Consider the following 25,211-nt stretch of genomic DNA (forward strand, 5'->3'; position numbering starts at 1 on the left):
ATGCGGAACGAAGATATTCAACACCCCATGTTGAACAGCGTTCAAATCGTGGCTTTGTCACCTGCTCAGAGAATTCCCGTCGCCTACCCGTACACTTCGCCCGTGCGCGATTTTGCCGAACTGCTGCGGACCCCAGGACTGGCGAGAGTCATGGCCAGCCAGCTCGCCGCAAGGCTGCCTGCCGGGATGTTCTCACTCGGCATGCTGATGCACGTCGAACACGTACAGGGCAACTACACCTCCGCCGGCACGGTACTGGCAGCATTTTCGATCGGCATGGCAGCGGCGGGGCCTGTCATCACCCGGCAGCTCAACCGGTTCGGCACCCTGCCGGTACTGCTGACCTGTTTGCTGGTGACCACGGTCTCCCTGACCCCTCTGGTGATCTTCCAGCTCCCCCTGTGGGCAATGACGCTGTTGGCCGCGGTGGCCGGGGCCACCATCCCGCCCGTCCTGCCCACCGTCCGCACCCTCTACCCGAAACTGGTGCCGCAGCACCTCGTCACCCCACTGTTCAGCCTCGACGCCGCGCTGCAGGAGATCATCTGGGTTTTCGGTCCCGTGGTGATCACCACGCTGGTGGTGTACCTGGGGACGGTGGCCGCTCTCCTAATCGTCACAGGGATCCAGCTGGCCGGGGGAATGCTGTTCATACTCGAACCAGCCGTCCGGGGCCTGCGAATCCCCCGGGCGACGGGGCGTTTCGGGAAGGTGCTGGCGAACCCCTCAGTGCTGCTCATGGTCCTGGTCTCCCTGCTGCTGATCGGTTCCCTGGCAGCCATGGAGGCAGCGGTGGTGGCCTGGTTCGGGGAGGGTTCGCTACTCGGCGGGATCATCCTGGCCATCTCGGCCCTCGGTTCCATGATCGGTGGATTCGCGATCGGACAGCGACCCATCAGGCCTTGGTCTCTCCCTACGCGCTTGCTGGTCATGACCCTCGGACTGGTCGCTGCCGTGCTGGTATCGGGCTTCGGGGGGCTGGCGTTGGCTTTGTTCGTCTCGGGGCTGGGCACCGCGCCTTCAATAGCAGCCATCTCATCAGTGATAGCCGGCAGCGTGCCCTTCGCGGACACCGCCGAGGCCTACGGCTGGATCACCACGGGCCAACTGATCGGCGCCGCGATGGGTTCCGCTTTGGCAGGCATCGCCATCGATTCCCTCGACGGGGGCCGGGGCGGGATGCTCGCCAGCCTCACCATCGGCGCCCTGGCAGTACTGGCGACCGCCACTTTCCGCAACATCCAGGCTGATCTGAGAAACGCACGTTCCTGAACCATTCAGAGGATGTGAGGCGTGGGCTGGCACCACACTTGTGCCTCAACTTCGAGGCCTCGTTCGCAGACTGCTTTCTGTGACCGTGATACCGACGGTCCGGGACCCCACACCAGCCTTTTCAGGTCGGCGTAACCTCTCCGGTGGCCAGGTTGAGGGCCTCGCCACCCACACCGGAAACGGCCTCGTGGATGGCGGCGGCCAGTGTGGCTCCGATCCCGGGGACGGCAGCAATCTCCTCCGGAGTGGCTCCGCGTAGCTTTTTCAGCGACCCGAAATGGGAGAGCAATGCTTTTCGGCGCATCTCCCCCAGGCCGGGTACCGCATCCAGGGCGGAGGACAACATCGACTTGCTGCGCCTGCTCCGGTGGTGCGTGATGGCGAACCGGTGGGCCTCGTCACGAACCCGCTGCAGCAGGTACAGCCCCTCGGATGCACGAGGCAGGATCACCGGGTATTCCTCACCCGGCAGCCACACCTCCTCCAGGCGTTTGGCCAGCCCGCACAGGGCGATCTGCCCGCTCAGGCCGAACTCCTCCAGTACCCGCGCAGCTGCTGCCACCTGTGGGGAGCCACCGTCAACGACGATCAGAGCAGGCGCATAGGCGAACTTGCGGGGGGCACCTGTGGTGGGATCCACCAGCAGCGGCCCGGATTCGCCCTCATCGCGACCGCGTTCGTCCAACAGCCTGCCGAGGCGCCGGCTCAGTACCTCGTCCATGGCCGCCACGTCGTTGGATCCCTCGAAGCTTTTGATGACGAATCTCCGGTAGTCGGATTTGCGGGCCAGGCCGTCCTCGAAGACCACCATGGAGCCGACGACCTCGCTGCCTTGGGTGTGTGAGATGTCGAAGCATTCGATGCGCAGGGGCGGTTCCGCCAGGCCCAGGGCATCGGCGATCTCTTCCAGCGCCCGGTTCCGGGTGGTCAGGTCCGATGCCCGCCTGGTTGCCTGCTGCTGCAGGGACAGCTCGGCGTTGCGCAGCACGGTTTCCAGGAGGGTGCGCTTGTCGCCTCGGACCGGGACCCGCACTTCGACCCGCGCGCCGCGCATCTCTTCGAGCAGGGCGATCAGCTCCGGCTCGGCGGGTACGGAGCTGAGGATCAGCGGGGGTGGCGGGTTCTCGTCGGTGTAGAGCTGGAGCAGGAAGGGTTCCAGCAGCTCAGCCAAGTCGCGGTCGTCGGAACGGTCGGCGATCCAGCCCCGCTCCCCCGTGATCCGACCGCCGCGGATGTGGAAGATCTGAACCGCCACCTGCTGGCCGTCGTCGGCGAAACCCACCACGTCGGCCCTGGTGGTCTCCGGCAGCACCACCGTGTTGCGTTCCTGGGCCTTCGTCAGTCCCGCCAACTGGTCGCGCAGCACTGCGGCCCGTTCGAAGTTCATCTCGGCGGAGGCCTCAAACATCTCGCGTTCCAGTTCCTGGACGATGCGATCCGAATCTCCTGCCATGAAACGGCAAAAACCATCTACGATCTCCCGGTGCTCCTCCGAGCCCACTCTCCCAACGCATGGGGCCGAGCACTTCCCGATGTCGCCCAGCAGGCACGGACGCCCCGATGCCCTGGCGCGTTTGAACACTCCGTCGGTGCAGGACCGCATGGGGAACACCCGCAGCAGCGCGTCCACTGTTTCCCGGATGGCCCAGGCCTGTCCGAAGGGACCGAAGTAGCGGGTGCCGCGTCGCTTCGCGCCGCGACCGACGAACACCCGGGGATAGGTTTCGTTCCAGGTGATCGCAAGCCACGGGTAGGACTTGTCGTCGCGGTACTTGACGTTGAACCGCGGGTCGAACTGTTGGATCCAGGTGTATTCGAGCTGGAGTGCCTCAAGCTCGTTCGCCACCACGGTCCACTCCACCCTGGCAGCGGTCCTGACCATCGTCTGGGTGCGAAAGTGCAGCGACGAAGGATCGGCGAAATAGGAGTTCAGGCGGGAACGCAGGTTCTTCGCCTTGCCGACATAGATGATGTTCCCGAAGGCGTCGAAGAACCGGTAGACGCCGGGATCCGTGGGGATGCTGCCCGGCCTGGGCCGGTAGCTGGCCGGGTCAGCCATCGCCTCAGCGGGTCAGTCTGCGGTGCTTGGATGCGTGCGGTCGGGCCGCATCGGCGCCGAGCCGTTCGATCTTGTTTGCCTCGTAGTCAGCGAAGTTGCCCTCGAACCAAAACCAGCGCGGTGTTCCGTCCTCGTCCTCGCCCTCCCAGGCAAGCATGTGGGTGGCCACCCGGTCCAGGAACCACCGATCGTGGGAGATCACGACGGCGCAGCCCGGGAACTCCAGCAGCGCATCCTCAAGACTGGAGAGGGTCTCCACGTCGAGGTCGTTGGTGGGTTCGTCGAGCAGCAGCACGTTGCCACCCTGTTTGAGGGTCAGCGCCAGGTTGAGGCGGTTGCGTTCACCACCAGAGAGCACCCCGGCCTTCTTCTGCTGGTCGGGGCCCTTGAAACCGAAGGAGGCCACGTAGGCCCGCGACGGCATCTCGAAGTTCGCCACCTTGATGTGGTCGAGGCCATCGGAGACCACCTGCCACACGTTCTCCTCCGCGTCGATTCCAGCGCGGTTCTGGTCCACGTAGCTGAACGAAACCGTCTCACCGACCTTCACGGTTCCGGCATCGGCCTCCTCCTGGCCGGTGATGGTCTTGAACAAGGTGGTTTTGCCGACACCGTTGGGGCCGATGATGCCGACAATGCCAGCGCGCGGCAGCGAGAACGACAGGTCCTTGATCAGCACCCGGTCCCCGAAACCCTTGTTGAGGTCTTTGACCTCGAGCACGACCGATCCCAGCCGCGGACCGGGCGGGATGTTGATCTCGGCGGTGTCGATCTTGCGGAACCGCTCGGCTTCGGCCGCAAGCTCTTCGTAGCGCTGCAAGCGGGCCTTGTTCTTGGCCTGACGAGCCTTCGGGGAGGAGCGGACCCATTCGAGTTCCTTCTCCAAGATTTTGGCACGCTTGGCGTCCTTCTTGCCCTCGATCTGGAGGCGCTGTCGTTTGGTCTCCAGATAGGTGGAGTAGTTGCCCTCGTAAGGATGCAGCTTCCCGCGGTCGACTTCGCAGATCCACTCGGCGACGTTGTCCAGGAAGTAGCGGTCGTGGGTGACGGCCAATACTGCCCCGGGGTAAGTCTTGAGGTGTCCTTCGAGCCAGTTCACGGATTCGGCGTCGAGGTGGTTGGTCGGCTCGTCGAGAAGCAACAGGTCGGGTTGCTGGAGCAGCAGTTTACACAGGGCGACGCGACGCCGTTCTCCTCCGGACAGAATGTCGACGACGGTGTCCGGCGGGGGACACTGGAGAGCATCCATGGCTTGTTCCAGGCGGGCATCAATGTCCCAGGCGTTGTGGGCGTCGAGTTCGGTCTGGAGATTGCCCATCTCGGCCATCAGAGAGTCGAAGTCCGCGTCAGGTTCGGCCATCTCCATACCGATCTCGTCGAAGCGTTTCATCTTCGCCTTGATGTCGGCCACGGCCTCTTCGACGTTCTCCTGGACCGTCTTGCCCTCTGTCAGTGGCGGCTCCTGCAGAAGAATGCCGACGCTGGCCCCCTTGGCGAGGTTGGCCTCTCCGTTGTTCGGCTGCTCCAGCCCCGCCATCACCTTCAGCAGCGTCGACTTGCCCGCGCCATTCGGACCCACGACACCGATCTTCGCGCCGGGGAAGAACGCCAGCGTGACGTCATCGAGGATCAGTTTCTCGCCCGCAGTTTTGCGGACCTTCTGCATCGTGTAGATGAACTCCGCCATCGACATCCCTTCAATCTTGACCGCTGGCCAGTATGCCAGCTGATTTCTGTTGCGAAAGTGCCGGACTGGGCGCAGCGACATTTCTGCAGTGGTGTTCTTCGCGGAAGGACACCACCGAGCGCGGTGGCGGGACGCCGGATCGCCCAGTCCGGTGTGCAACGGTCAGGCATGACTTTCACAATGGGAACTAACCCCGAAGACCCCGTATCAATCGGCGAGCCTCGGCCAGGCGTCCCAGTTCTGCCGTCAGTGGGGCCACGACGTGTTCCCGCCCCACCTTTCCGACCGCGGCACGCAGTCTTCGCGCAACCTGCCGTATCCCGGAGCGTTCCCCTGCAGCGACGAGCCCCCTCGACAGGAACGAGAACAACAGCCCGCCCCCAACCCCTCCGATGATGAGCAGCGCCGGGATGCTCATCCCACCCCCACCGCCCGGGACTACCAGGCCTGGGAGACCGACCCAGGCTAACAGCAGGTTCGCCAGCAACCAGCCGAGGCCCAGCATCGCGACAGCCAGCAGAAACCACTGGATTCCCCGGACTGCGCGCCACCAGCCCGGATTCCTGGAGAGCCCCAGATCCGTCGCCGCAATCGCCTCCGCCAGCAGATCTGGCAGGAGATCGTGATCACGCCGGCACGCCTCCTCTAGAGCTCGTTTCCAGTCCTCCCCCAGGCCGTTTCCTACCGCATCCGAGAATTGACGCAGTGTTGTCCTGAGCTGGGCCATGGCTACTGGTCCACGGTCAGGTGTGAAACCGTTACCTGCCGTACGGAACCGTTTCAGCGGGTCAGAACGCAGCCTGTGCATCCACCGAGTCATCGGCCATCCCGTCGCCAGCGCGCCGCGGTACCGGATGGTTTCCGCCGCCACATCGATCATCCGCGGCACTCCTGCGACCTCGGCCAGCCCGACTTCCAACACCTCGACATCCTCATCGCTGGGTTCCTCCAGCCCGGCACGGCAGGTCTCGTCAAACTGCTCTGCTAGCTGATCCAGTTCCACGCACAGCCTGGTCCTGGCGGCGCGTTTCCCAGCGACGACATTGGCCAGGTGTTCCCGCAGCGCATCGACCCCGGTCCCGGTCACGGTGCTGGTGGCGAACAGCGGCACGTCCTTCAAGCCGTCGGAGTCGAGCAGTTGTCTCAGATGAGCCAGGCAGTCGTCCAGATCGACAGCGCGTATCCGATCCACCTGGTTCAGCACAACCACCATCACCTCACCGTGCCGGGAAAGCGGCTTCAGATAGCCGTGATGCACCGCCGCATCCGCATATTTCTGAGGATCCAGCACCCAGATAAGCTGATCAACGACAGGCACCATCCGGTCCACCTCGGCTCGGTGGGCGGACACCATGGAATCGTGATCTGGCAGATCCAGCAGCACCATCCCCCCGAAACCGTTCTGCCCGACCGGCACCTCCCGACGGCGCTTTACCCGGAGCCAGTCCAGGAGCTCGGCGTTGGTGTTCCCGAAGCTCACAGCAAGGGTTTCAGCGGTGGTGGGGCGCAACACCCCCACTTCCGCGACGTCCGATCCCACCAGCGCGTTCATCAGCGATGATTTCCCGGAGCCGGTCGATCCGGCTAACGCCACGACGGTCTGTTCCCCCCAGCGGAGACGCTGACCGGCTCGTTCCAAGGTCTTGACGGCGTGCCCCGTCAAATCGTCCGACACGCGCCCTCGCGTAACATCGATCAGCTCGGTCAGGCAATTCAGCCTGGAGTGCATCAGTAACCCTCCGGCCTGGTGAGAGCCTCAAACGCATCCGCGCTGGCCAGTTTCAATTCGTCAGCGGCGCGAATCAGGCGATCAGGAAGACTGGCCTCCACGCCTAGCTGATCCAGGCGAGCGTCGAATCGAGCGAACTGGGATCCGAGCAGCGCCGAGATCCGTTTGTCCAGTTCAGCCCGAGCACGTGCGGCAAGGCGCCTGACGGCCTCATCCCCGAAGATTCCCTCCAGGAAACGCTGTGCAAGTACGGAGGAACCTCCGGCGATCCCCACCTCTGCTGTGGTCAACCCGCCCGTGGTGGCGAACACCGTGATCACCAGGGCAACAGCGATGGCATTGGTGCCGAGCGCCAGGAACCGGGCTGTGCGTCTCTTGGAGCGGCCTTCCTGCTCGAGGATGGTGAGGATATCCCCCTGCCAGGTCTTGACGAGTCGCTCCGCCTCGGCCGTGAAGGAAGGATCAGGCCTACTCAACGAATCCCGGTCCCCGGCCACAAGCGCTTGCCCCCACGGGGTCAGCGACCAATGGTTCGCTGCGCGCTGGCAGGCAGCTGTTCCATGTTCGACGATCAACGCGACGAGCCCCTCCGAGATGGCGGCCTCGACCGGCTCGACCCGTTTCCGCCCGGTGACCCACTCGGTGAGGCGATCACGGGCGGCGGCAATCCGCTCCTCGATGCCGCGCATCAGGTCTCCCGTGCCGACCATGTCATGCCACCGACCGAGCACCTCCCCGCGGAGCATGGAACCATCCGCGGTCGCACGGTTGATCTCCTCCATCGCCAACCGGAATTCCATCTCTGCCGAATCCCGCAGCTGGCTGACGGCAGCAAGCTGGCTGCGGCTTCCATCGGCCAGGTAGCGCAGTTCCGCGTCCAGCCCCCTGACTGCACCGGCCAAGGTTTGAACCGCGACGGCACGACGTTCCTGGCGATCCCCAACGACTCCGTCGAGCCATTGATCCAGCTCCGCGACCAGCTCTGCAGGTAGGATTCCCTCCTTCAGGTTTTCCTGCTCGGCAACACTGAACAACCCGCGAAGCTGGATCCCCCGCGCGGTCAGGAGTCGCCCCAGGTGGGAGCGCAATTCCGGTACAGAAATCCGCGGACAACGGTTGAGGACCAGGGCGATGGCCACGTTACGCGCCGCAGCCGCCCCCAGGAGTTCCCAAGCAACGGCATCCGCATACCGAGTGGCGGTCGTCACGAACAGCCACAGATCGGCTGCCGCCAGGAGCTGCCGGGAGAGCATCCGGTTGTCGTCATCGATCGAGTCGATGTCGGGAGCGTCTAGCAACGCCATGCCTGCCGGAAGCGAGTCGGTGGTGACTATGCGCAGGGCCCGCGACCCCTCGGTCTCGCGATCGGTCCGGACGAGTTCGGGTAGCACGGCCCCCGAACGGAACCAGTCCAGGTCCTCCCGGCTACAGATCAGGGTGGGGGCGGTGGTTGTGGGGCGGCGCACCCCGGCTCGGGTCACGACCTTCCCCAGCAGGGAGTTAACGATCGTGGATTTTCCCGCGCCCGTCGACCCTCCGACCACAACCAGCAGCGGGGCATCCAGACGACGTGCCCTGGGCAGGAGATAGTCCTCCACCTGCCGGCTCACGGCTCGGGCCCTCGTCGCCAGGGCCTCGGCGCCGTCCAAGGGAACGGGAAAACGAATGTTGGGCAGGACCAGGAAAAGCCCGGTCAGGGCATCAGCCAGAGAATTCTTCATGAAGTGGGGGTTGTGGGGAAGGGTGACTAGGCGGTGACGCCGCTGTGGGAGCGACGCCTGGGAATGATGGTAAGCCCCCGGGTATCAGTGAGCGCATCGGGGCGTAGTTCCTCGATCTGATGCACCAGTTCGTGGGTGCGGTGATCGGAGCCGGGGCCGACGGTGCCACGGGTGGTCTGCTCCCGTGTATGCGCCAATTCGGTGATTAGGCGCATGAATCTCGCGGTCCGCCACCACATCTTCGGCCCCCGGCAGATTCCTGCCAGGTGCAGCTTGATGCGCCGAAACGGACTCGAGTAGACGATCACGTCTTGATCCTCGAGCCAACCCCCCTGCCTGAGATCGATGAACCGGTGCCGCAGCACGCGGGTTTCCCCCACCACGCTCGCCACCAGGAAGAGAACGATCACGGCCACGAAGCCGAGAGCCATATACCACTGATTCCTGAGGTTGTCGACCGGGTTCGTGCTCGAGACACCGTTGAAGAGCATGTGCGCCCCGGCAGCAAGCAGGAAGCCCGCCAGTGGCGCCGTTACCCGCACCCATTTGCTGCGCGCACCGAGAGCGACGGAGATTCCGAAAGCGGTCATCATCGTGAAAACCGGGTGTCCAAAGGATGTGTAGACGCCCCGGAGCATGACCAACTTGAGCACCGCCTGTTCTGGATCACCGACCTCGATGTGGTTGTTCGCGAATACGACCACTCGCGCGTAGTAGATGATGTTCTCCACGAAGGCGAAGCCGATCGCGGACAGCCCGGCCAAGGAGACGACGCTGATCCGCGAGATGAAACGATTCCGGTAAAAGATGACCAGCAGGAACAGGACGGTTGCCTTCGTGGCCTCCTCAACGAACGGGGCGATGAAGATCGCGGGTCGCGTACCCGAGTCCGCTGCGGCGCTGGTGGTCTGCATCATCTGCCCCGCCCACGAGTTGATGTAGATGCTCGCCCACGTCGCGGTGCACGCCCCCCACCCGAAGGACAGGAACCAGATGAGTGGTTTCTGGGGCCGGAACCTGTCGAGCCAGATGAACAGGACCGTGTACACCAAGGCCGTCCACATCGCCCAGTACGCCGCCATCCGCAGGGATTCGTTGTTCAACCCAAGGGCCACGGTTCCGTCGGGATAGGTGCGGTCAGGGCTCAACATCTGGTATTGGTCCACCAGGTTGTAGGCGAAGAACGGGACCAGAACGAGGGTGATCCAGAACAAAGGGCTGCGTAGCATGCGCTGCCACCAAGGACGATGGGAGGCGGTGGGAAGGCCCGAGAGCCAGCGTTGCCGATCTACAACCTGAGTCATGATGACCTACAGGGTACTTGGCGCCCCAGGCAGGACTCGAACCTGCGCACTACAGATTAGAAGGCTGTTGCTCTATCCACTGAGCTACTGGGGCCTAGAGGTCCGTCGCACAGGAATCGCTACTTCAGCCATCCCAGCGTTCAGAATCTCTTGACCGCAGATTCTACGCATCCCGATCGGTTCTTGCTGTGCACGGTGCAGGGTTTGGGCAATACTCTGGATCGGTGAGCGATGAACTGGTGTGGATTGACTGCGAGATGACCGGGCTGGACCTGGAACGCGACGCGCTGATCGAGGTTGCGGCACTCGTCACGGACAAGGACCTGAACGTGCTGGGCGAGGGCGTCGACGTGTTGATCAAGCCTCGTGAAGAGCAGCTGGCTGGGATGAGCGATTTTGTCCGCAAGATGCACACCGATTCGGGGCTCCTGGATGCCCTGGCCAACGGAACCACAATGACGGAGGCCACTCAGGTGGTCCTCGACTACGTCCGGGAGTTCGTGCCCACCGCCCGCAAAGCACCCTTGGCAGGCAACACCATCGGGACGGATCGCGCATTCCTGGCCCGGGACATGCCCGAGCTGGAGGCCCATGTCCACTACCGCAACGTGGACGTCTCCTCCTTGAAGGAGCTGGCGCGGCGCTGGTTCCCGCGGGTGCTCTACCAGGCTCCTGCCAAGCAGGGAAACCACCGGGCGCTGGCTGACATCCAGGAGTCCATCGAGGAGTTGCGCTACTACCGTGAGGCCATGTTCGTCGCTGCCCCCGGCCCCACCACAAACCAGGCCAAGCAGATCGCGGCCCGCCACCGCGGTAGCTTGACGGGTCTGACCGCCCCGGATGTCGAGTCCGATCAGTAGCGGGTCAGCCGCTCCCCGATCTCCAGGACGAGATCGTCCTCGCCCGGTCGACCGATCACCTGAACCGCCAGGGGAAGCCCCTCCGAGCTGATACCGACGGGCACGCTGAGGGCCGGGTGGCCGGCGAGGTTCCAGTACGAGGTGTAGGCGATGACCTTCGCCGAAATCTGCTGGCCCGCGAGGTAGCCCATCCGGTGCACACGCCGGATCGGCGGCGGCAGCGTGGGGGTCACCGGGGTGAGCAGCACATCGATCCGCCGGAAGATCCGCTCCATGGCCCTTTCCACCCGGGTGGTGCTGCGCTCTGCCCAGCGCAACGCCCCCGGCGGCAGCATGCGAGCCATTGCCGCTATCCGCTGCGAACGTTTCTCGATGCGTTCGGGATGTTCCAGCCTGCGCACCTCGTCGAGCACCCCGAGGTGGAACTGCACCATGAAAGTGAGCGGGGTCTCTGCCCAGCGGATCGATCCTCGGGTGACCTCGTGGCCTTCCTCCGCCAGTCTGTCGGCCGCCCGCGCAACGGCACGGGCCACCTGAGGATCGGGTTTGACGCCTGGCAGGCAGGAGTCGAGGCTCCATCCCACCCGGAGTGTCCCATCCGGCCTCGGGCCGGGGGGCTCAGACGCCGTGACGGCCATCGCCAACCGAAGGTCCTCGACGCTACGGGCCAGGGGGCCGTAGGTGCCGAGCCTGTGCCACAGGTGTGAGTGGGGGGCCGTACTGACCCGGCCCCGGCTGGGTTTGATGCCGAACACACCGTTCCAGGCGGCGGGGATGCGGATGGAACCGCCGGCGTCGCCGCCGAGGGCCAGCGGCACCATGCCGGAGGCTACCGCCACGGCGGATCCACCGGACGAGCCGCCGGGGCTGCGGGTCGGGTCGCAGGAGTTGTGGGTGACACCCCACTCCCCCTCCGTGAAGGGCGCCTGCCCAAACTCGGGCATGTTGGTCTTGCCGATGATGATCGCGCCCGCAGCTCGCAGCCGGACCACCACCTCCGAGTCGACGACCGCGGGAGTCGTGTTTCCGCGACCCCCGAGGGTGGTGACGAGCCCCGCCACCTCGATTTCCTCCTTCACGGCAACCGGAACCCCGAATAGTGGCAGCGCTTTCCGTTCACGCGCCGGCGTGGCGTCGAGTTCCCTGGCACATGTCAACGCCCCGGGGTTCAGCTGGGAGAACGCGTTCAGTTCCGGGTCGCGTCTTCTGATGCGTTCCAGTACCCGCTCGGCGTGGTCCTCGACCGTTGACTCCCCGCCACCAAGTCGACGGCCCAGGACAGCGGCTCCAACGTCGAGAAGATCCATGCCGTTCATCCTTGCACGCCCGGACAACAGGCGCTGAGGGGACTGCTGCCCTCCGTGACACAAACAACGACCGCCGTATTGAGGGGTCAGTCACGACGAAGGAAGCGTGCCATGAGGTACTGGCCCTGACCACCTTCACGACCACCTATCGGACTGAGGAGTACCCCGGCCCGGCAGCTAATCGGCCCACGACCCACCAACGCCCACGTGATTCTGATCCGCTCTCTGGAGCGTCAATCCACACACGAGGAAATAGCGAGGACGAAATCCTCACCCCTTGTCCTCACCGCACAGTTCCGATTCGGAGAAGATCCAGGACCTCTCGCACGGCGATATTTAAGAAACCCATGACTCCAGACGATCCCCCCGACAAGAAAGACGGATCATTCCTCACCGCTGGAGGTGATATCGGCGATCACGCCAGTTCGCGGCCAACGCCACAAAGTAAAAGGCGCACCAGACCAACACAACCGCTCAGCCTCCGCGCCCTTCCCCGTGCCCCACGCCCCCCGCGGGGCGGGATAAAACTGTATCCTCTCCGTCACACCATCCGCATACCGAACATCCATGAAAGCACCAATAAAACGACCGCCCTTACCACGGGTTATGATTTCTGGATTGAAATGGGTGCACACAACCCCGTCGCTTCTTTCAGGCTCTGAGCTCAGATCTCTCACGATATTCACACTGCTCTGAATCCCGGCCGCCAAAGCCCACACCGCCACAAGCAGGAGCACGAGAGCCACAAACCCGCCGAGCTGCGAAGCCCTGTACATCCAGCCCCTGAGCTTCACATAACGAGGATAGAAACGCGTCACCCACATCCACCCCGGCCCCAGACACGCAAACCCAAAAATAAATAACCCAACGGTCTGGAGCACCACACCCCGCATGGCCAAATCCCCAAAGGGAACATGGAAACGGGACTCCCACACCGCCAGAAAAATCGCATACAAAAACCCGCCAATAGGCAACACTCGAGCCGACAAAACATCAAGCAACCGAATCATGTCGCCGTCCCCTATACCAGGACACGCAACTTACTTTTGAGGAGGTCTGTACGTTTCATCTCGGGTGTAGGCGTCGAGCCCCTTTGCGGCTTTCGACGCACTGGACGCCCGCGGCCCAGCCGTATCCTCGAGGAAGTCACGACCCTGTTCATAATTCTCCCAGTCGGGAACACCTGCAGCTCGACGCCCGCTCTCAGGATCCACGACATAACCCGCGTACTTCATAAGCCTGTCACGCTGCTGAGCCTCAGGGAGAGAGCTGAAGAAATTCACCTGATCTTTCCTACTCATACGCCGAAGCAGGAAATCGCCGGCTTCACCTCCCGTGAGCCCACGAGAGAAAATTACTCTCTGATCATCCGTGAGCGAACGCGACCACCCCGCCAGGTCAAAAGGTCCATCCTTGTCGATCCCGTACTTGTCGAAAACCTCTTCCAGTTGCTTCGGCCCCTTGGCTCGAATGATATCCTGGGTCGCCTCGGGAGGAATCCTGATTTTTCCTTCCGACGCCTCTGGAACATTCGGAGTTTTTGTGAAGCTGTCCGGCAGTTGCCTCTCCAACCCTTGGAGCACCTCTTCATTCTTGACATTTTTCATCTTCTTGAGAGTGGCCTCAATATTGGCCACCCTCCTTGAGGCAACCATGGATTCGGGGAGCTTGTCCGCGAGCTTCTCCCCGACACGCCTGCCGGCCCCCTGGATCGCCCTATCCTTCCACTCCCCGGGCTTTCCCAAGATCTTCAACAACTTGCTGCCCCACTCCCCTAGTTTGCGAAGGGCCTGGACGAGTTTGGCGGTGATCTTGCTCAGTTTGGCGAACGCATCAATCGCCTTGTTCACCCACTTGGTGATCTTGACGACTTTTTCTCCCAACCAGGTCGAGATCTGCGCGACCACGGCAGGGGTCGCAAGACCAAGGCTGAAGACCTCCTCGGCAACGGATTGCGCGAACATTCCCAGCGCTTCGGCGATCATGTCGCGAATCATTTCGTAGATGAACTTGACAATGCCCATCTGCCGCTGCAGCACTCCTGCTACCTGCTCCGCTGCGGCCTGCTGCGCCTCGAAAACCTCTTTGAGTTGGCCGACCCGCGCCCTGTAGGCGTCCAGGGTGCTTGAGACCTGCCCTTCGACCTTCCCGAGCAGTAGCTCGAGATTTCCCGCCTCTTTCTGGGCGGCCAGGGAGATGTTGTGCCAGGTCGAAGCGCCCGCTTCGATTTCCTCCGGGTCCCCGGTGAACTCCTGCAGCCAGTTCTGGAGAGGATAAATGTGTTCGATGATCCACGAAGCCACCCATCCGGTGGCCGTCGCGATCGGGTTGAACGCGGCCGAGACGACGTTGGCCCCAAATGACGCGACGGCAGCGAACTCGCCCAGCCATCCGCCATTCCCTAGCTCGTCCGTAAAATCGATGATATCCCCCACCGGGCCAATCTTCGCCGCATCTTGCCAACGCCCTTGACCACCAACCACAAAGCCAATCCCCTGGGGATTGTTCTCAGTTACAAGCAGTTCACTCATGTCGCACCCCGGTTTCAGATGCTGCTCATCAGCTTGCCGAATTCGTCTTTGAGCGCCATTTCCGTCTCATGGAAATCGGCAGCGCTGTCTTCCAAGGCTTGCGCAGTCGCCTCGAGCACTTTCCCGAGAATGGAGTTCGTGGTCTTGAAATCACCGCTGAGCTCTACGTATCTGGGTTGAAAAATCGGCGCGAGAAGAACACCGTAAGGATTTCCCGACATCGTGTTCATTGCGGCATCGCCGATTTCCGCGACGGCAGAGCCGCTGTCACGCAACCCTGCACCCTGTTCACTCCAGCTCGGCAGAGAGATGTCGATGTCGGTCACGACCTTCTCCCAACATTCCACGGCAGCCTGCCATCATTGCCGGAGGAGTCATCGGCATCGCCTCCGGAGGGCGCACCGAATACGTCATACGAGGAAAGAGTCCGGGCGGTTTCGGGACTCTCGTCCCCCCAGGACTCGCGGACAGCCCCCCCTACCGACTTCCCCACCTCTTGCCCGGCCTGCCTGATCGTTTCCAGCACCACGCGCGACAGCTCCTGCCCCGACAGTTCCACCCCGCGATCCGAGATCTGCATATCGGTCACACGCCCTCCGTGGTCAACGGTGACCGTCACCTCTTTCCTTCGTGAACTCACTGTCGCGGTCATCGCCTGTACCCTGGCGGCCAGTTCACGATCTCGCTCGCCCCGCTCCAGCGCCTTGCGAGCCATGGCCTCGAAGCGAGCCTTCGCGGCTGCTGCGGCCTGATCGATGGCACCCTGCGTCTCATCCATCACGATCCTCCAACACTCCCCGCTGAGGACCCAACCGCGCTGCTCCGCGGGTTACGGTTACCACGGCGAAGCGTAACACCTGTCGGATTCCGTCACCCCATGCACAACCGTTTGGATGCTCACGCCACCGGGACCCTACCCAGAGGCCCCGTAGCCCCGACGGAGGATTCCACGAAGATTTCCCAAGGGAGTCGCCGATACGCTATCGTTTGTCAGTCGCCACTGACACAGTGGCCCGTGGTGGGTATAGCTCAGTTGGTAGAGCACCTGGTTGTGGTCCAGGATGTCGCGGGTTCGAATCCCGTTACTCACCCTCATGGCGGCGGGAGCCGCTGCACTGCATGCAGCAGAGACTTCGAAATACGCCAGCAACTGCTTCACAGCGCCCCACAAAATTCACGGCATACATACCCTGTCAGCAACAACGGCCGGCGCCGTTCGATACATTACTGTATCCTTTGCGTGCAGGGTTCAATTTTATCCCTCGATCTGATCGGAGAATCGCATGGTTTCCTTGAACCGCCGCAGTTTCGGACGAGCCGCCCTCGGCTGTGCCACCCTGGCAGGCGCATCCTCACTCATCCCTGGCGTTGCTCCGGAAACATCGGCCTCAGCATTGGCCATTCACAGGAAACGCCTGACCGGCGCTGACATGTACACCTCGACCAACTGGCGGGTCGCGGGAACAGACCTCGGCATCCCCTACGTTCTCGAGAATGGTTCAATCGGCTACCTGCTGGGCGACACGTTCGGTGGACCATGGCCGGAAGGCAGAGACGACCACCGGTCCCCGGTGATGCTCCGATCGGCCTCCGACCCCGGTTCCCCTGAGGGAATCGTCTTTGACAGCGCCGCCAAGGTGGCGGGAAACGGTCGCGCGCCGGAACTGATGTACAACGCCCACGGAGGAATGGTCGGAGGGACCCAGGAACTCACCGTCATCCCCAACGATGGGATCTCCTTCCCAGAGACCGGTCGACAACTGGTGTCGTTCATGAGCATGGAGAGCTGGTATGACAGGGGCGCCGACGGCATTTTCACATCCGGTTTCGCAGGCCTGGCCTACTCCGACAATGGCAATGATTTCCATCGCACCAATCTGCGGTGGAACAACTCTGCCGACAACAAGGACCCTTTCCAGATGTGGACGATGCAGCGTGACGGTGAGTATGTCTACATCTTCTCGGTGCGCGCAGGGCGGCAGCACGGTCCCATGATGCTGCGACGCGTGAAATGGGAACGCATGTTCTGGCCAAACGAATACGAGGGTTGGGGTTGGAATGGCACGGACTGGGGCTGGGGTCGCCCGTGCACACCAATCCTCGAGGAGCAGTTCGGGGAGCCATCGGTCCGGAAACTCCGCGACGGAACCTGGGTGATGGCGTACATGGATTACGCCCGCAACCAGCTCGTCACACGCACCGCGGATCGCCCTGACGGCGTGTGGAGCAACCCGAAGGTTCAGATTTACGGTGTGACTAACTGGAATCTCTACGGTGGTTTCATCCATCCATGGTCCACTCGCGGGTTTGGGAAACTACATCTCATTGTGTCGCGTTGGTCAAAAACCCCTGCCGGCGTGTCCACGACGTATCACATCGAGCAGTACCAAGGAACACTCTGACGGTGTGAGGTTCCCGGTACCCTCTTCGGCACGTCTCTCCTGCCCGGCTTTGCCCCTGAGCCACAAGGTGGACGGGCCGGCAGGATATGTCCTGATTTTGAGAATATGGCAGGACCCCGGACATGTAGGCATCCGCGTGCATGTGCCCCCGGGACAGTGGGGACACCCCGTGAGGAACAGGAGACATGGAGCGACTTGCAAGGGTCGGACGCTGGATCACCGCTGCTTTTGGTCTGAGCGCGGGGGCCGTCGTCGGGTACACAACCTGGGCGCTGAACGCCCCGAGACGCCCTTGGCCACCGTACACATTCACCCCCTTTGAGGTGGGGGTACCGGCTGAGGAGGTCTCTTTCAGCACATCCGATGGAGTGTCGTTGGCGGGTTGGTGGTTGGACAATCCTGATTCCCGGAGCGTGGTGATCTGCTGCCACGGTCACCGGGGCAACAAGGCCGACATGTTGGGGATCGGCCCCGGTCTGTGGCGCGAGGGCCACAACGTCCTGCTCTTCGACTTCCGGGGCAGCGGTGATTCCGGAGACGGCAAGCAGTCCCTGGCCTACTACGAACAGGCCGACCTGACCGCAGCACTGGACTGGGCGGCCCGATCCCGCCCCGGGGCACGGATCACGGTGATGGCTTTCTCCATGGGCGCGTCAACCGCCATCCTCACGGCCGCCCAAGACCCGCGCATCGAAACTTTGGTGCTCGATTCCCCTTTCGCAACCATGTCAGGGGTGATCGCGGCGAATTACAGGCGTTACCGGCTTCCCGAGCGCCTTCTGCTGCCGGTGGCCGACCTGGTGAACCAGATCTTCTGCGGTTACGCGTTCGAGCAGGTACGTCCCATCGACGCCATGAGGTCGCTGTCCCCTCGACCGGTTCTGCTGCTGCACGGCACGGAAGACCGGATCATCCCCTACGAACACGCCCAGCAGCTGGCAGATGCGGCCGGCCCGGGAGAGGTCGAGCTCATCACCTTCGAGGGTGCCGATCACTGTGGCGGCTATTTCGTCGACCGCCCCGGATATATCACCAGGGTGGCCAGATTCCTGGAAACGGCTCTGGAGTAAGGCCGGGCTTCACTTCCAAACAGATCACGCATGGGGAAGAAAATCCTGACGACTGTGCCCCTGCCATGTTGACCTTTCATAACATTTCCTACCCCAGGGATATAGTAGGAAACACGTACATCCTGTGCAGTTTGCCACCGAGGAGGCATCATGCGAGCAACCATCATGCGAGCACCTGGCAATGTGGTCGTCACCGAGGTGGACCGTCCCAAGATCATCGACCCCACCGACGCGATAATCGAACTTGCCGCCGCATGCATCTGCGGCTCAGACCTGTGGCCCTACCGGGGGTACGACAAGGCTGAGAACCGCGCCATGGGACACGAGTACGTCGGCACCGTGATGGAGGTCGGTTCGGACGTGACCGAGGTGAAACCAGGTGATTTCGTGGTCGGCTCCTTCTGCACCTCGGACAACACCTGCGAGATCTGCAATGCCGGTTACCAGTCCCGTTGTGTCAATGGCGAATTCGTCAGCGGCACCCAGGCGGAGTTCGTCCGCATCCCGCAGGCCGATGGCACCCTCGTCGTCGTGCCGGGCGGGCGTCCCACGGACCCCGACGTGCTGGCCTCACTGCTGGCCACCTCCGACGTGCTCGGCACGGGCTGGTTCGGGGCCGTCGCCGCAGAGGTGGCTCCGGACAAGACCGTCGCGGTGGTGGGTGATGGTGCAGTTGGCCTCCTTGCCATCCTGGCAGCCAGAGAGCTGGGCGCCGAACGGATCATCGCGATGTCCCGCAACCCACAACGCCAAGCAGTCGCCACGGAGTTCGGGGCCACTGACATCGTCGAGGAACGCGGTGAAGAGGGTGCCTCCCGCGTGAAGGCCCTCACCAAAGGGCTGGGAGCGCACAGCGTCATCGAGGCGGTCGGCACCCAGCAATCCATGACACAGGCCATCGGAGCCTGCCGCCCGGGTGGGCACGTCGGTTTCGTTGGGGTCTCCCACGATGTAAACCTGTCAGGTGATCTACTGGGCGGCACCGAGGTACACCTGCATGGCGGGCCCGCTCCCGTGCGCCGTTTCCTGCCGACCCTGATCGAGCGCGTCCTGGCCGAGACGATCAACCCTGGAAGGGTTTTCGACCAGCGGATTCCGCTCGACGAGGAGCCCGCAGGTTACAAGGCCATGGACGAACGCCGCGCCATCAAGGTGCTGCTCGAACCGTGACCGCTGGACAGCCGCCCCACGGAAAATCAATCGGAGCGGCCATCCCTCATTTTTCGACCGTCAAGGAACGGCACAGAGCGCTTCGTTGCCCGAGACCAGCTCCTGTGAGGCGGCGCTATGCCGAGTCTCTGCGGCAACACGAAGAACAACCCTGGCGATTCGGGCGCCAGCGTCCGGAACACCTTTGAATCCGGGGAAACTGGACAGGTCCACGATCCACGGCCTGCCCTCGTGTTCGATCACGTCCACACCGTAAACCTCGGTGCCCAGCAGCCGTCCACATTCCATCGCGAGTTCTCTGGTGGCGGCGTCCAGCTCGATCAGCCGACCTTGTTTCTCCTCTGGGGTGACCGGAGGCCACACTCGCTCAACACAGAAAACGTCGTTTCCAATCCGATAAATCTTGCGGTCCAGGGTCTCGGGTTCGTAATAGCGTTGCGCGAACATCTCCTCCGTTCCCCACGATGCGGGGACATCCGTGGAATCACGAATGATCCGGATTCCCCGCCCCTGGGAACCACGACGTGGTTTGAGGATCACAGAGCCGTCCACAAGCATCGATATCAAGTCCTCAGGCCCGGTCACCAAACGGCATTCGGGAACAGGTAGACCGGCTTGCGCCAGCACCTGATTGGTTCTCAATTTATCCCTACACAAAGAAGTGACCGGATAGGGAGTCACCGTGGGAATCCCCGCCTCGTGCAGTCGCCTCCCCCATTCCAGGCCAGCCGGTGTCTTGTCCTTGAGAACTGCCACATCAGCTCGAGGAAGTGGAGCGGTTGATTCCATTTCCGCGGGAAACAAGGAGATGGTAGTGGCCTTGGCCAGACGCAGCTCCGCTTCAAGCGCATCCAGCAGTGGGGCGGACTTTCCAGACGACCCGGACCATAGAAGAACGACTCTCATGCCGCGGATTTTACGCCGATCTACGGGGCTGTATAGGGGCTTCCGTGTCAGACTCTTGGCCGGAACGATCATCGTCGATTTTCATGTGACTGGCCAACCACCAAGAGTAGATTTCGGTCGCCGTCCCGGCACACAATCTGACCACCAGTACTGCCGGCAACCCAAATGTCGTCCAGATGAACCCGGCCAGAATGGGCGCCCCGAATTCCCCGGCGTCCTCCGCGGTGCTCATGATCGCCAGTGTCCGAGTACGCCGCACCGGATCGAGAGCAGCCACCTTGGCCATGACCGCACCCCATGCCGGCCGGAAAGCGGCCTTGCCTGCATCATCTGCCACCTTCCCGACGACAAGGCCCGCATAACTTGGGAAGAGCAACCAGACCAAGGAGGAGAACACATTACCGATGGCCCTGACCCCCAACACCAGCTTCAAGCTCACCCTGTCCGCCAGCCATCCCCACAGCGGCCCGCTGAAGGACATCATGGTGGAGAAGACATACAGCGACGACGCGGCTGCTTCTGACAACCCCATGTACGACACGGAGAGCAGAGGAAGCAGATTCGCCATGAGATAGGCCGTACCGTTCATGGCCGCTCCCAGAAGCGCGTAGGGACGGATGAGCCGACGCAGTTCCACAGGAACCGGCGTTTCTTTCTCCGGTTTACAAGTCAGGCCAGCAACCTGGGGACCTCGAAGCCCGAAGAGCACCAGCAACATGGGAAGCCCGGACAGGATGGCCGAGACAGCAAAAACGAAAGCGTGATCCCCTGCAAGAGCGGTCAGCAGGATCCCGGCGGAGAACCCTCCAGCGGACCCGGCCACTGTCTTGACGGTCTGATACCAGGAGAAACGCTGAGCCACCGCTTTCTTGCCTCCCAGGGCCGCCAGGATCGTTGAGGAGGATGGATCACGAAGGGAGATCGCCACCCCGTGAAGTCCGCGGACGAGAAACAGGTGGAGGGGAGTCTGGGCGAACACCAGGGACAGCACCACCACGGTCCGCAATCCCACCGCCACGATGTAAGAGGTTCGCACCCCGATGCGGTCGATGACGGTACCCATCAAGGGTTTCAAAAGAATGGCGACGGCAGTGTTCGTCGCCAGCAGAACCCCTATGTTCTCGATGGACATGCCGAGTCGATGTGCATACAGCGGCAATGAGAAGCTGATCATTCCGAAAGCCAGGCGTGACAGGAAGCCTTCCGCCACCACCACTCCCAGGGGACCTCCACCATCATCCTGGCTCCGGATCGCACGCCTGGGCGCCCGGACGTACCGACGGGTGGCCCAGATCGTCAGGGCCGTGGTCATTCCGACGATCAGAAAACCTCCCAGAACCAACCACAACCTGTTCTCAGGGCTCGCCCACTCCCAGTTTCCATCCATCAGGACCGCAGCTACCGACGTTGCCGCGGTGACGACGACCACCACCGCCCAAGCAACCCAGCACGCTCGGCGGCGCCGCCGTCGAAGCTCGGGGGGTAGGGTTGATCGACGGGTCATGAGCCGCGGGCGACATGATCGATGGTGGCTGCGATCCCAGGAGCCGGATCGGGGCATCCTTTGTATCCGGGAAAGTAGTTGACGTCCACCACCCTGGGACCGTCCGGGGACTCAATCACGTCGCATCCGAACAGTTCCAGACCGAATCCAGAACGGATTCGTGTGGCGATGTTCCTGATCTCTTCATCGACGGGAACGGGCTGACCGAATCGGGTGAACGACTGTGGGTCGAAGGGCTTACGAACCGCCCAGACATTCTCCCCGGCAACGTACACCTTGAGGTCCTCGCCGGGTCCCGGAACATAGCGTTGGGCAATCAACGGCCCGGATGACTTCTGCATAGAGGTCAACTGCGCAGCTTCCTCGACCAGATGAACCCCCGCCCCACGGTGTCCTCTGTGGGGTTTGATGATGAGAGCCCCTTCCGCCAACAGTTCAGTCGCCTGCTGAGGGCTGTCGATGAGCCACGTATCAGGGGTGGGGACGCTCAGCTCACGCATGAGTCTTCCCGCAGTCACTTTGTCCTGGGCGGTCAGGCAAGCGCTGTATTCATTACATACCGCGACCCCCTGCCCATGAAGTGCGCCAGCGTAGCTGAGTGCCAACTCAGTATGGCTCTTGAGCACGTAGAGATCAGCCTCCGGCCTCAGGATATCCGTACGCAACAGGCGATCCTCAGGGATCCAGCCAGTCACTTCATGCCCCATCCGTTCCAGGAGCCGTTGAACCTCCAGCACGATGGGGCTGGGAACATCAGGAACTCGGCGGGTCAGCAGGAAACAGATTCTCATATCGAAAGGCTCATTTCTGGAAGTTGGAGGAATGGTGCGCCGGTCGACTCTTCCTGGGCGAACTCACCCCAGGCGCGAGCCACCATCTGGGTGACGACATGACGACGCCCTACGCCCGTCACCCGGGACACCTGGGCGCTCATCCGTTCTCGGGAAACGAGAAGGTTCGACTCACTGACGAAAGCCGCAGCAGCCGCCCTCGTCAGATGGATCGGCAATACTTGCCCTTTGACGGCCAGCCGAGCGGCCCCAACCAGGCGTTCCCCTCGGCCGAGCTTGCGAAGAGCGTCCCGCCCCACCCGGTCGACCGTGTCACCCAGGACCGCATTGCGGAACCGGCACAGAATGGCTTCCAGGTCTTCACTGGTGCCGGAGACCTCTTTCCCATAGCGCGCCGCAAGCCCCTGCCTGCCCTCCTCCATCGCCCCCAGGACGGCCTCGGCTATCTCCGGATCCATGGCCGCGGCGTGCAAATATCGATATCCCTTGAGTTTGCCCAGGTAGGCCGTCGTGGCGTGCCCAGCCGAGAACCGATAGAGCTTGCGGCGATAGTAGGCTCGGAAATCATCGACCGGGGTGAAATCTTGGACCAGTGGGACGGGGTCCACCAGCGCTGGACCATCAATCACGACCTCGCTCGGCAGGTCTCCCACGACCCGGACATGACCGTCCTCGGTGAACACACGATGAGCCACGGCTCGGGCGATAACGGCTCCGGTGAACCCGTGCCGGTCCACACCCGGCCCCAACCGCATTCTCAGACCTTTCCGGATGATCCGGGCAGCGTTCTCGTGGTTCTCGAAGGCGATCACGTTCACGGGAAGAGCCGCACGTTTCAACCCCTCGGCAAGGAGGTCCAGTACCGCAGGCAACATCCGTGCCCCTACCGCGGTACCCACCACATCGGCGCTGGCGATGGCTTTCACAGCCGTAATGCGGTCAGCCAGGTCGACGGTTCGCACTGGCACCAGAAAACGTTCCGTCTCCCATCCATCGGTCAGTTCGACCTCCACAGCCCGACAAAGGCGTAGAGCCGCGGACACAGAACCACGACCCAACACCGTCACCTCGTAGCCCGACCGGTGAAACCGTTCAGCGGCAAGCCCCAAGGCGATACGCCCTGCACCGATGATGGTGGCTCTCACCGGCGGACTTCCTCAGCGGTTTCCATTCCGCGGGCGTAGATGTAGTCGGCCAATCTCAGTGCCGCATCCGGGACTCCGCTGAGTCGAGGAAAGGGAAACACTTCCACCACATGGAGACGCCCCTCGACGCTAACCAGTTCCAGGCCGAAGAGCTCGCTTTTGAAAACGTCCGCCACCCGATCCGCGACGTCACACATCTCCTCGGTCACCAACACGGGCTCTTCCCGCGTCTCGCGCGGGAAAACCATCCAGAAGGGCCGCTTCACCGCGAAGGTCTGGCTCCCAATCCGATACACCCGATAGGCGTACTGATCGTTGGGATGGATTTCCTGAGCAATTGCTTCCCCGTCAAGAAGAGGTAGATCGATCACCTCGTCGACGTTCCAGAGAACCTTCGTCCCCGCGGAGCGGCTCACATCCGCCGATCTGAGGACGACAGGGCCGCCGCGGAGAGGTTCAATCAGATCCGCAGCGCTTCCAACCACCCAGGTTCTGGGGATGGGCACTTTCGCGGAGGACAGCAGCTTCACGGTCCGAACCCGGTCCCGGCAGATCCTCAGCATCTCAGGGAGGTTCAGGCATCGAGCCCCTAAGCCCACCAGATCTGAAGCCAAGGAAACGACCGCTGGGGATGGGGACACGAGAAGATAGAGATCATGCTCCACTGCCACTTCCCCTAACTCGGTGTTTCCAATGGCATGTCGAGCATCGACATGCACTCCCCAGCTCACCAGCAGATCCAAGCATTTCCGGGTGATGGAGTCCTGCTCGGGCACACACTGGGATGTCAGCAGGGCGATCCTCACGCAACTGCCCTCCTTAGTACATGCTCGGCAAGCAGCTCGGACGCATTGGGAACGGATGAATAGTTGGGAAAATCGTTGACTTCAAGAACCTCCAGTCGCCCGCCCACTTCAAGGCAGTCGACGCCAAAGAAGCGCAGCCCGAAAGCCGCGGAAACACGCTTGACGATATCTCGCAGCGCATCATTTACGGGCACGACCCCCAAGGACCGCGCCGTACACCGGCTGATCGGGGAAGGCCGCCTCACAGCAGCAATAAAATCATCAATTACATAAAGCTTAAGATCCGCCCCGGAACCTGGCCGGTACTCCTGAACGATCACATCGGAATCGCGCCACCGTAATCGCTTCAGATCCGCAGGCTCATCAAGCACGACAAGGCCCTCAGCATTGTCCCCGAACACCGGTTTCACGATGATGGGATACTCCAGATCAACGTCCGCGAGATCCTCTGCTGAACAGATCGTGGTCCGCGGCCTGGCCAAGCCCGTACTCCCGAGAAGCCTGGTCATGATGCGCTTGTCGCGGACCCGCTCAACCGCAGCTGCCGTATCGACCACAGGTACCCCTGAAGCAGCGACATCCGCGAGAACAGCCAAAGTTCCAGGCAGCCGACCACGCGCCACGGCGACATCCACCCGCATGAGGACGTCCCGCCACTCGTCGGTCACACACTGGGTTTCATCCAGTTCTTCAACATGGGCGCCGTAAGCCCGCAAAGCGGCAATCATGCCGCTCGGCTGTGCCTGGAACCGATATCGTCGGTCCACCAACGTGAGGACTCGTGTGGTCATGAGCGCAGCTTAGAAGGGCAGCCAGGGGGCACACCATAAGTTCGCCCCAAAAAGAAGGCGGTTGACCAAAAGGAGGTCACAAGCAGGAAAGTAGTTCACGCATGAGCCGAGAAACCCCACCCAGCACCCCCATAACTTTCAGCAATCATCTTCCGC

At 62.5% G+C, this 25,211-nt stretch carries 21 protein-coding genes and 2 tRNA genes; 6 read left to right on the plus strand and 17 right to left on the minus strand.

From position 1 onward, the window contains the following. Positions 1 to 102: 102 nt before the first annotated feature. Entirely contained in the window at positions 103 to 1,272 is a 1,170-nt protein-coding gene (locus V7R84_RS04730; RefSeq protein WP_338572576.1) for an MFS transporter, read from the plus strand. 121 nt (positions 1,273 to 1,393) lie between these two features. Here the strand turns inward: V7R84_RS04730 and uvrC are convergent, their stop codons facing one another. From uvrC to V7R84_RS04760, 6 genes are all read right to left on the minus strand, one after another. Continuing rightward, on the minus strand, positions 1,394 to 3,331 hold the full coding sequence (gene uvrC / locus V7R84_RS04735; protein ID WP_338572578.1) for an excinuclease ABC subunit UvrC: 1,938 nt from the start codon (positions 3,329 to 3,331) through the stop codon (positions 1,394 to 1,396). 4 nt (positions 3,332 to 3,335) lie between these two features. Then, positions 3,336 to 5,018, minus strand: a complete 1,683-nt coding sequence (gene ettA, locus V7R84_RS04740) for an energy-dependent translational throttle protein EttA (RefSeq protein ID WP_338572580.1) — start codon at positions 5,016 to 5,018, stop codon at positions 3,336 to 3,338. Between the two features lie 187 nt (positions 5,019 to 5,205). Beyond that, positions 5,206 to 6,693 (minus strand): YfjP family GTPase, encoded by a 1,488-nt coding sequence (locus V7R84_RS04745; protein ID WP_338572583.1) that lies wholly within the window; start codon positions 6,691 to 6,693, stop codon positions 5,206 to 5,208. Between the two features lie 53 nt (positions 6,694 to 6,746). Beyond that, the gene (locus tag V7R84_RS04750) at positions 6,747 to 8,468 is read right to left on the minus strand and encodes an ABC transporter (RefSeq protein WP_338572585.1); all 1,722 of its coding nucleotides are present in this window, start codon (positions 8,466 to 8,468) and stop codon (positions 6,747 to 6,749) included. 26 nt (positions 8,469 to 8,494) lie between these two features. After that, on the minus strand, positions 8,495 to 9,772 hold the full coding sequence (locus V7R84_RS04755; protein WP_338572588.1) for a PrsW family intramembrane metalloprotease: 1,278 nt from the start codon (positions 9,770 to 9,772) through the stop codon (positions 8,495 to 8,497). 18 nt (positions 9,773 to 9,790) lie between these two features. Next, positions 9,791 to 9,866: transfer RNA gene (locus V7R84_RS04760), tRNA-Arg, on the minus strand. Positions 9,867 to 9,996: 130 nt separating this feature from the next. Here V7R84_RS04760 and orn point away from each other — a divergent pair. Beyond that, positions 9,997 to 10,632 carry an oligoribonuclease gene (gene orn, locus V7R84_RS04765; protein ID WP_338572591.1) on the plus strand — a complete coding sequence of 212 codons (636 nt, stop codon included), beginning with the start codon at positions 9,997 to 9,999 and terminating at the stop codon, positions 10,630 to 10,632. On the opposite strand, the gene V7R84_RS04770 is transcribed toward orn, so the two are convergent. The 5 genes from V7R84_RS04770 to V7R84_RS04790 all read right to left on the minus strand — a co-directional run bounded on the left by V7R84_RS04770 (position 10,626) and on the right by V7R84_RS04790 (position 15,248). Further along, positions 10,626 to 11,939 (minus strand): amidase family protein, encoded by a 1,314-nt coding sequence (locus V7R84_RS04770; protein WP_338572593.1) that lies wholly within the window; start codon positions 11,937 to 11,939, stop codon positions 10,626 to 10,628. The genes orn and V7R84_RS04770 overlap by 7 nt on opposite strands. Before the next feature lie 383 nt (positions 11,940 to 12,322). Continuing rightward, positions 12,323 to 12,949, minus strand: a complete 627-nt coding sequence (locus V7R84_RS04775; RefSeq protein ID WP_338572596.1) for a hypothetical protein — start codon at positions 12,947 to 12,949, stop codon at positions 12,323 to 12,325. 30 nt (positions 12,950 to 12,979) lie between these two features. Next, positions 12,980 to 14,470 carry a hypothetical protein gene (locus V7R84_RS04780; RefSeq protein WP_338572599.1) on the minus strand — a complete coding sequence of 497 codons (1,491 nt, stop codon included), beginning with the start codon at positions 14,468 to 14,470 and terminating at the stop codon, positions 12,980 to 12,982. A 14-nt stretch (positions 14,471 to 14,484) separates the two neighbouring features. Then, positions 14,485 to 14,796, minus strand: a complete 312-nt coding sequence (locus V7R84_RS04785) for a hypothetical protein (protein WP_338572602.1) — start codon at positions 14,794 to 14,796, stop codon at positions 14,485 to 14,487. Further along, complete coding sequence (locus V7R84_RS04790) at positions 14,793 to 15,248, minus strand: YbaB/EbfC family nucleoid-associated protein (protein WP_338572604.1); 456 nt, start codon at positions 15,246 to 15,248, stop codon at positions 14,793 to 14,795. Before V7R84_RS04790 ends, V7R84_RS04785 begins: the two co-directional genes overlap by 4 nt. 240 nt (positions 15,249 to 15,488) lie before the next feature. On the opposite strand from V7R84_RS04790, the gene V7R84_RS04795 reads away from it, so the two are divergent. The 4 genes from V7R84_RS04795 to V7R84_RS04810 all read left to right on the plus strand — a co-directional run bounded on the left by V7R84_RS04795 (position 15,489) and on the right by V7R84_RS04810 (position 19,112). Then, positions 15,489 to 15,561, plus strand: a tRNA-His gene (locus tag V7R84_RS04795). A gap of 192 nt (positions 15,562 to 15,753) precedes the next feature. Next, positions 15,754 to 16,872 (plus strand): DUF4185 domain-containing protein, encoded by a 1,119-nt coding sequence (locus tag V7R84_RS04800; protein ID WP_338572605.1) that lies wholly within the window; start codon positions 15,754 to 15,756, stop codon positions 16,870 to 16,872. A 185-nt stretch (positions 16,873 to 17,057) separates the two neighbouring features. Beyond that, positions 17,058 to 17,942 carry an alpha/beta hydrolase gene (locus V7R84_RS04805; RefSeq protein WP_338572607.1) on the plus strand — a complete coding sequence of 295 codons (885 nt, stop codon included), beginning with the start codon at positions 17,058 to 17,060 and terminating at the stop codon, positions 17,940 to 17,942. A gap of 150 nt (positions 17,943 to 18,092) precedes the next feature. Beyond that, positions 18,093 to 19,112: a zinc-dependent alcohol dehydrogenase family protein gene (locus V7R84_RS04810; RefSeq protein WP_338572609.1), complete on the plus strand. Its 1,020-nt coding sequence runs from the start codon at positions 18,093 to 18,095 to the stop codon at positions 19,110 to 19,112. 60 nt (positions 19,113 to 19,172) lie between these two features. Here the strand turns inward: V7R84_RS04810 and V7R84_RS04815 are convergent, their stop codons facing one another. The 6 genes from V7R84_RS04815 to V7R84_RS04840 are packed head-to-tail and all read right to left on the minus strand — an operon-like array spanning position 19,173 to position 25,055. Next, complete coding sequence (locus V7R84_RS04815; RefSeq protein WP_338572611.1) at positions 19,173 to 20,018, minus strand: hypothetical protein; 846 nt, start codon at positions 20,016 to 20,018, stop codon at positions 19,173 to 19,175. 10 nt (positions 20,019 to 20,028) lie between these two features. Continuing rightward, positions 20,029 to 21,522, minus strand: coding sequence for an MFS transporter (locus V7R84_RS04820; RefSeq protein ID WP_338572612.1), 1,494 nt, complete (start codon positions 21,520 to 21,522; stop codon positions 20,029 to 20,031). Next, positions 21,519 to 22,313 (minus strand): ATP-grasp domain-containing protein, encoded by a 795-nt coding sequence (locus V7R84_RS04825; protein WP_338572615.1) that lies wholly within the window; start codon positions 22,311 to 22,313, stop codon positions 21,519 to 21,521. The genes V7R84_RS04820 and V7R84_RS04825 overlap by 4 nt, the downstream gene beginning before the upstream one ends. Next, entirely contained in the window at positions 22,310 to 23,458 is a 1,149-nt protein-coding gene (locus V7R84_RS04830) for a hypothetical protein (RefSeq protein WP_338572618.1), read from the minus strand. Before V7R84_RS04830 ends, V7R84_RS04825 begins: the two co-directional genes overlap by 4 nt. Further along, entirely contained in the window at positions 23,455 to 24,264 is an 810-nt protein-coding gene (locus V7R84_RS04835) for a hypothetical protein (RefSeq protein WP_338572620.1), read from the minus strand. Before V7R84_RS04835 ends, V7R84_RS04830 begins: the two co-directional genes overlap by 4 nt. Further along, positions 24,261 to 25,055: a hypothetical protein gene (locus tag V7R84_RS04840; protein WP_338572622.1), complete on the minus strand. Its 795-nt coding sequence runs from the start codon at positions 25,053 to 25,055 to the stop codon at positions 24,261 to 24,263. The genes V7R84_RS04835 and V7R84_RS04840 overlap by 4 nt, the downstream gene beginning before the upstream one ends. Positions 25,056 to 25,211 lie beyond the last annotated feature (156 nt).

The sequence above is a fragment of the Arachnia propionica genome (assembly GCF_037055325.1).
In the GTDB taxonomy this organism is placed as follows: domain Bacteria; phylum Actinomycetota; class Actinomycetes; order Propionibacteriales; family Propionibacteriaceae; genus Arachnia.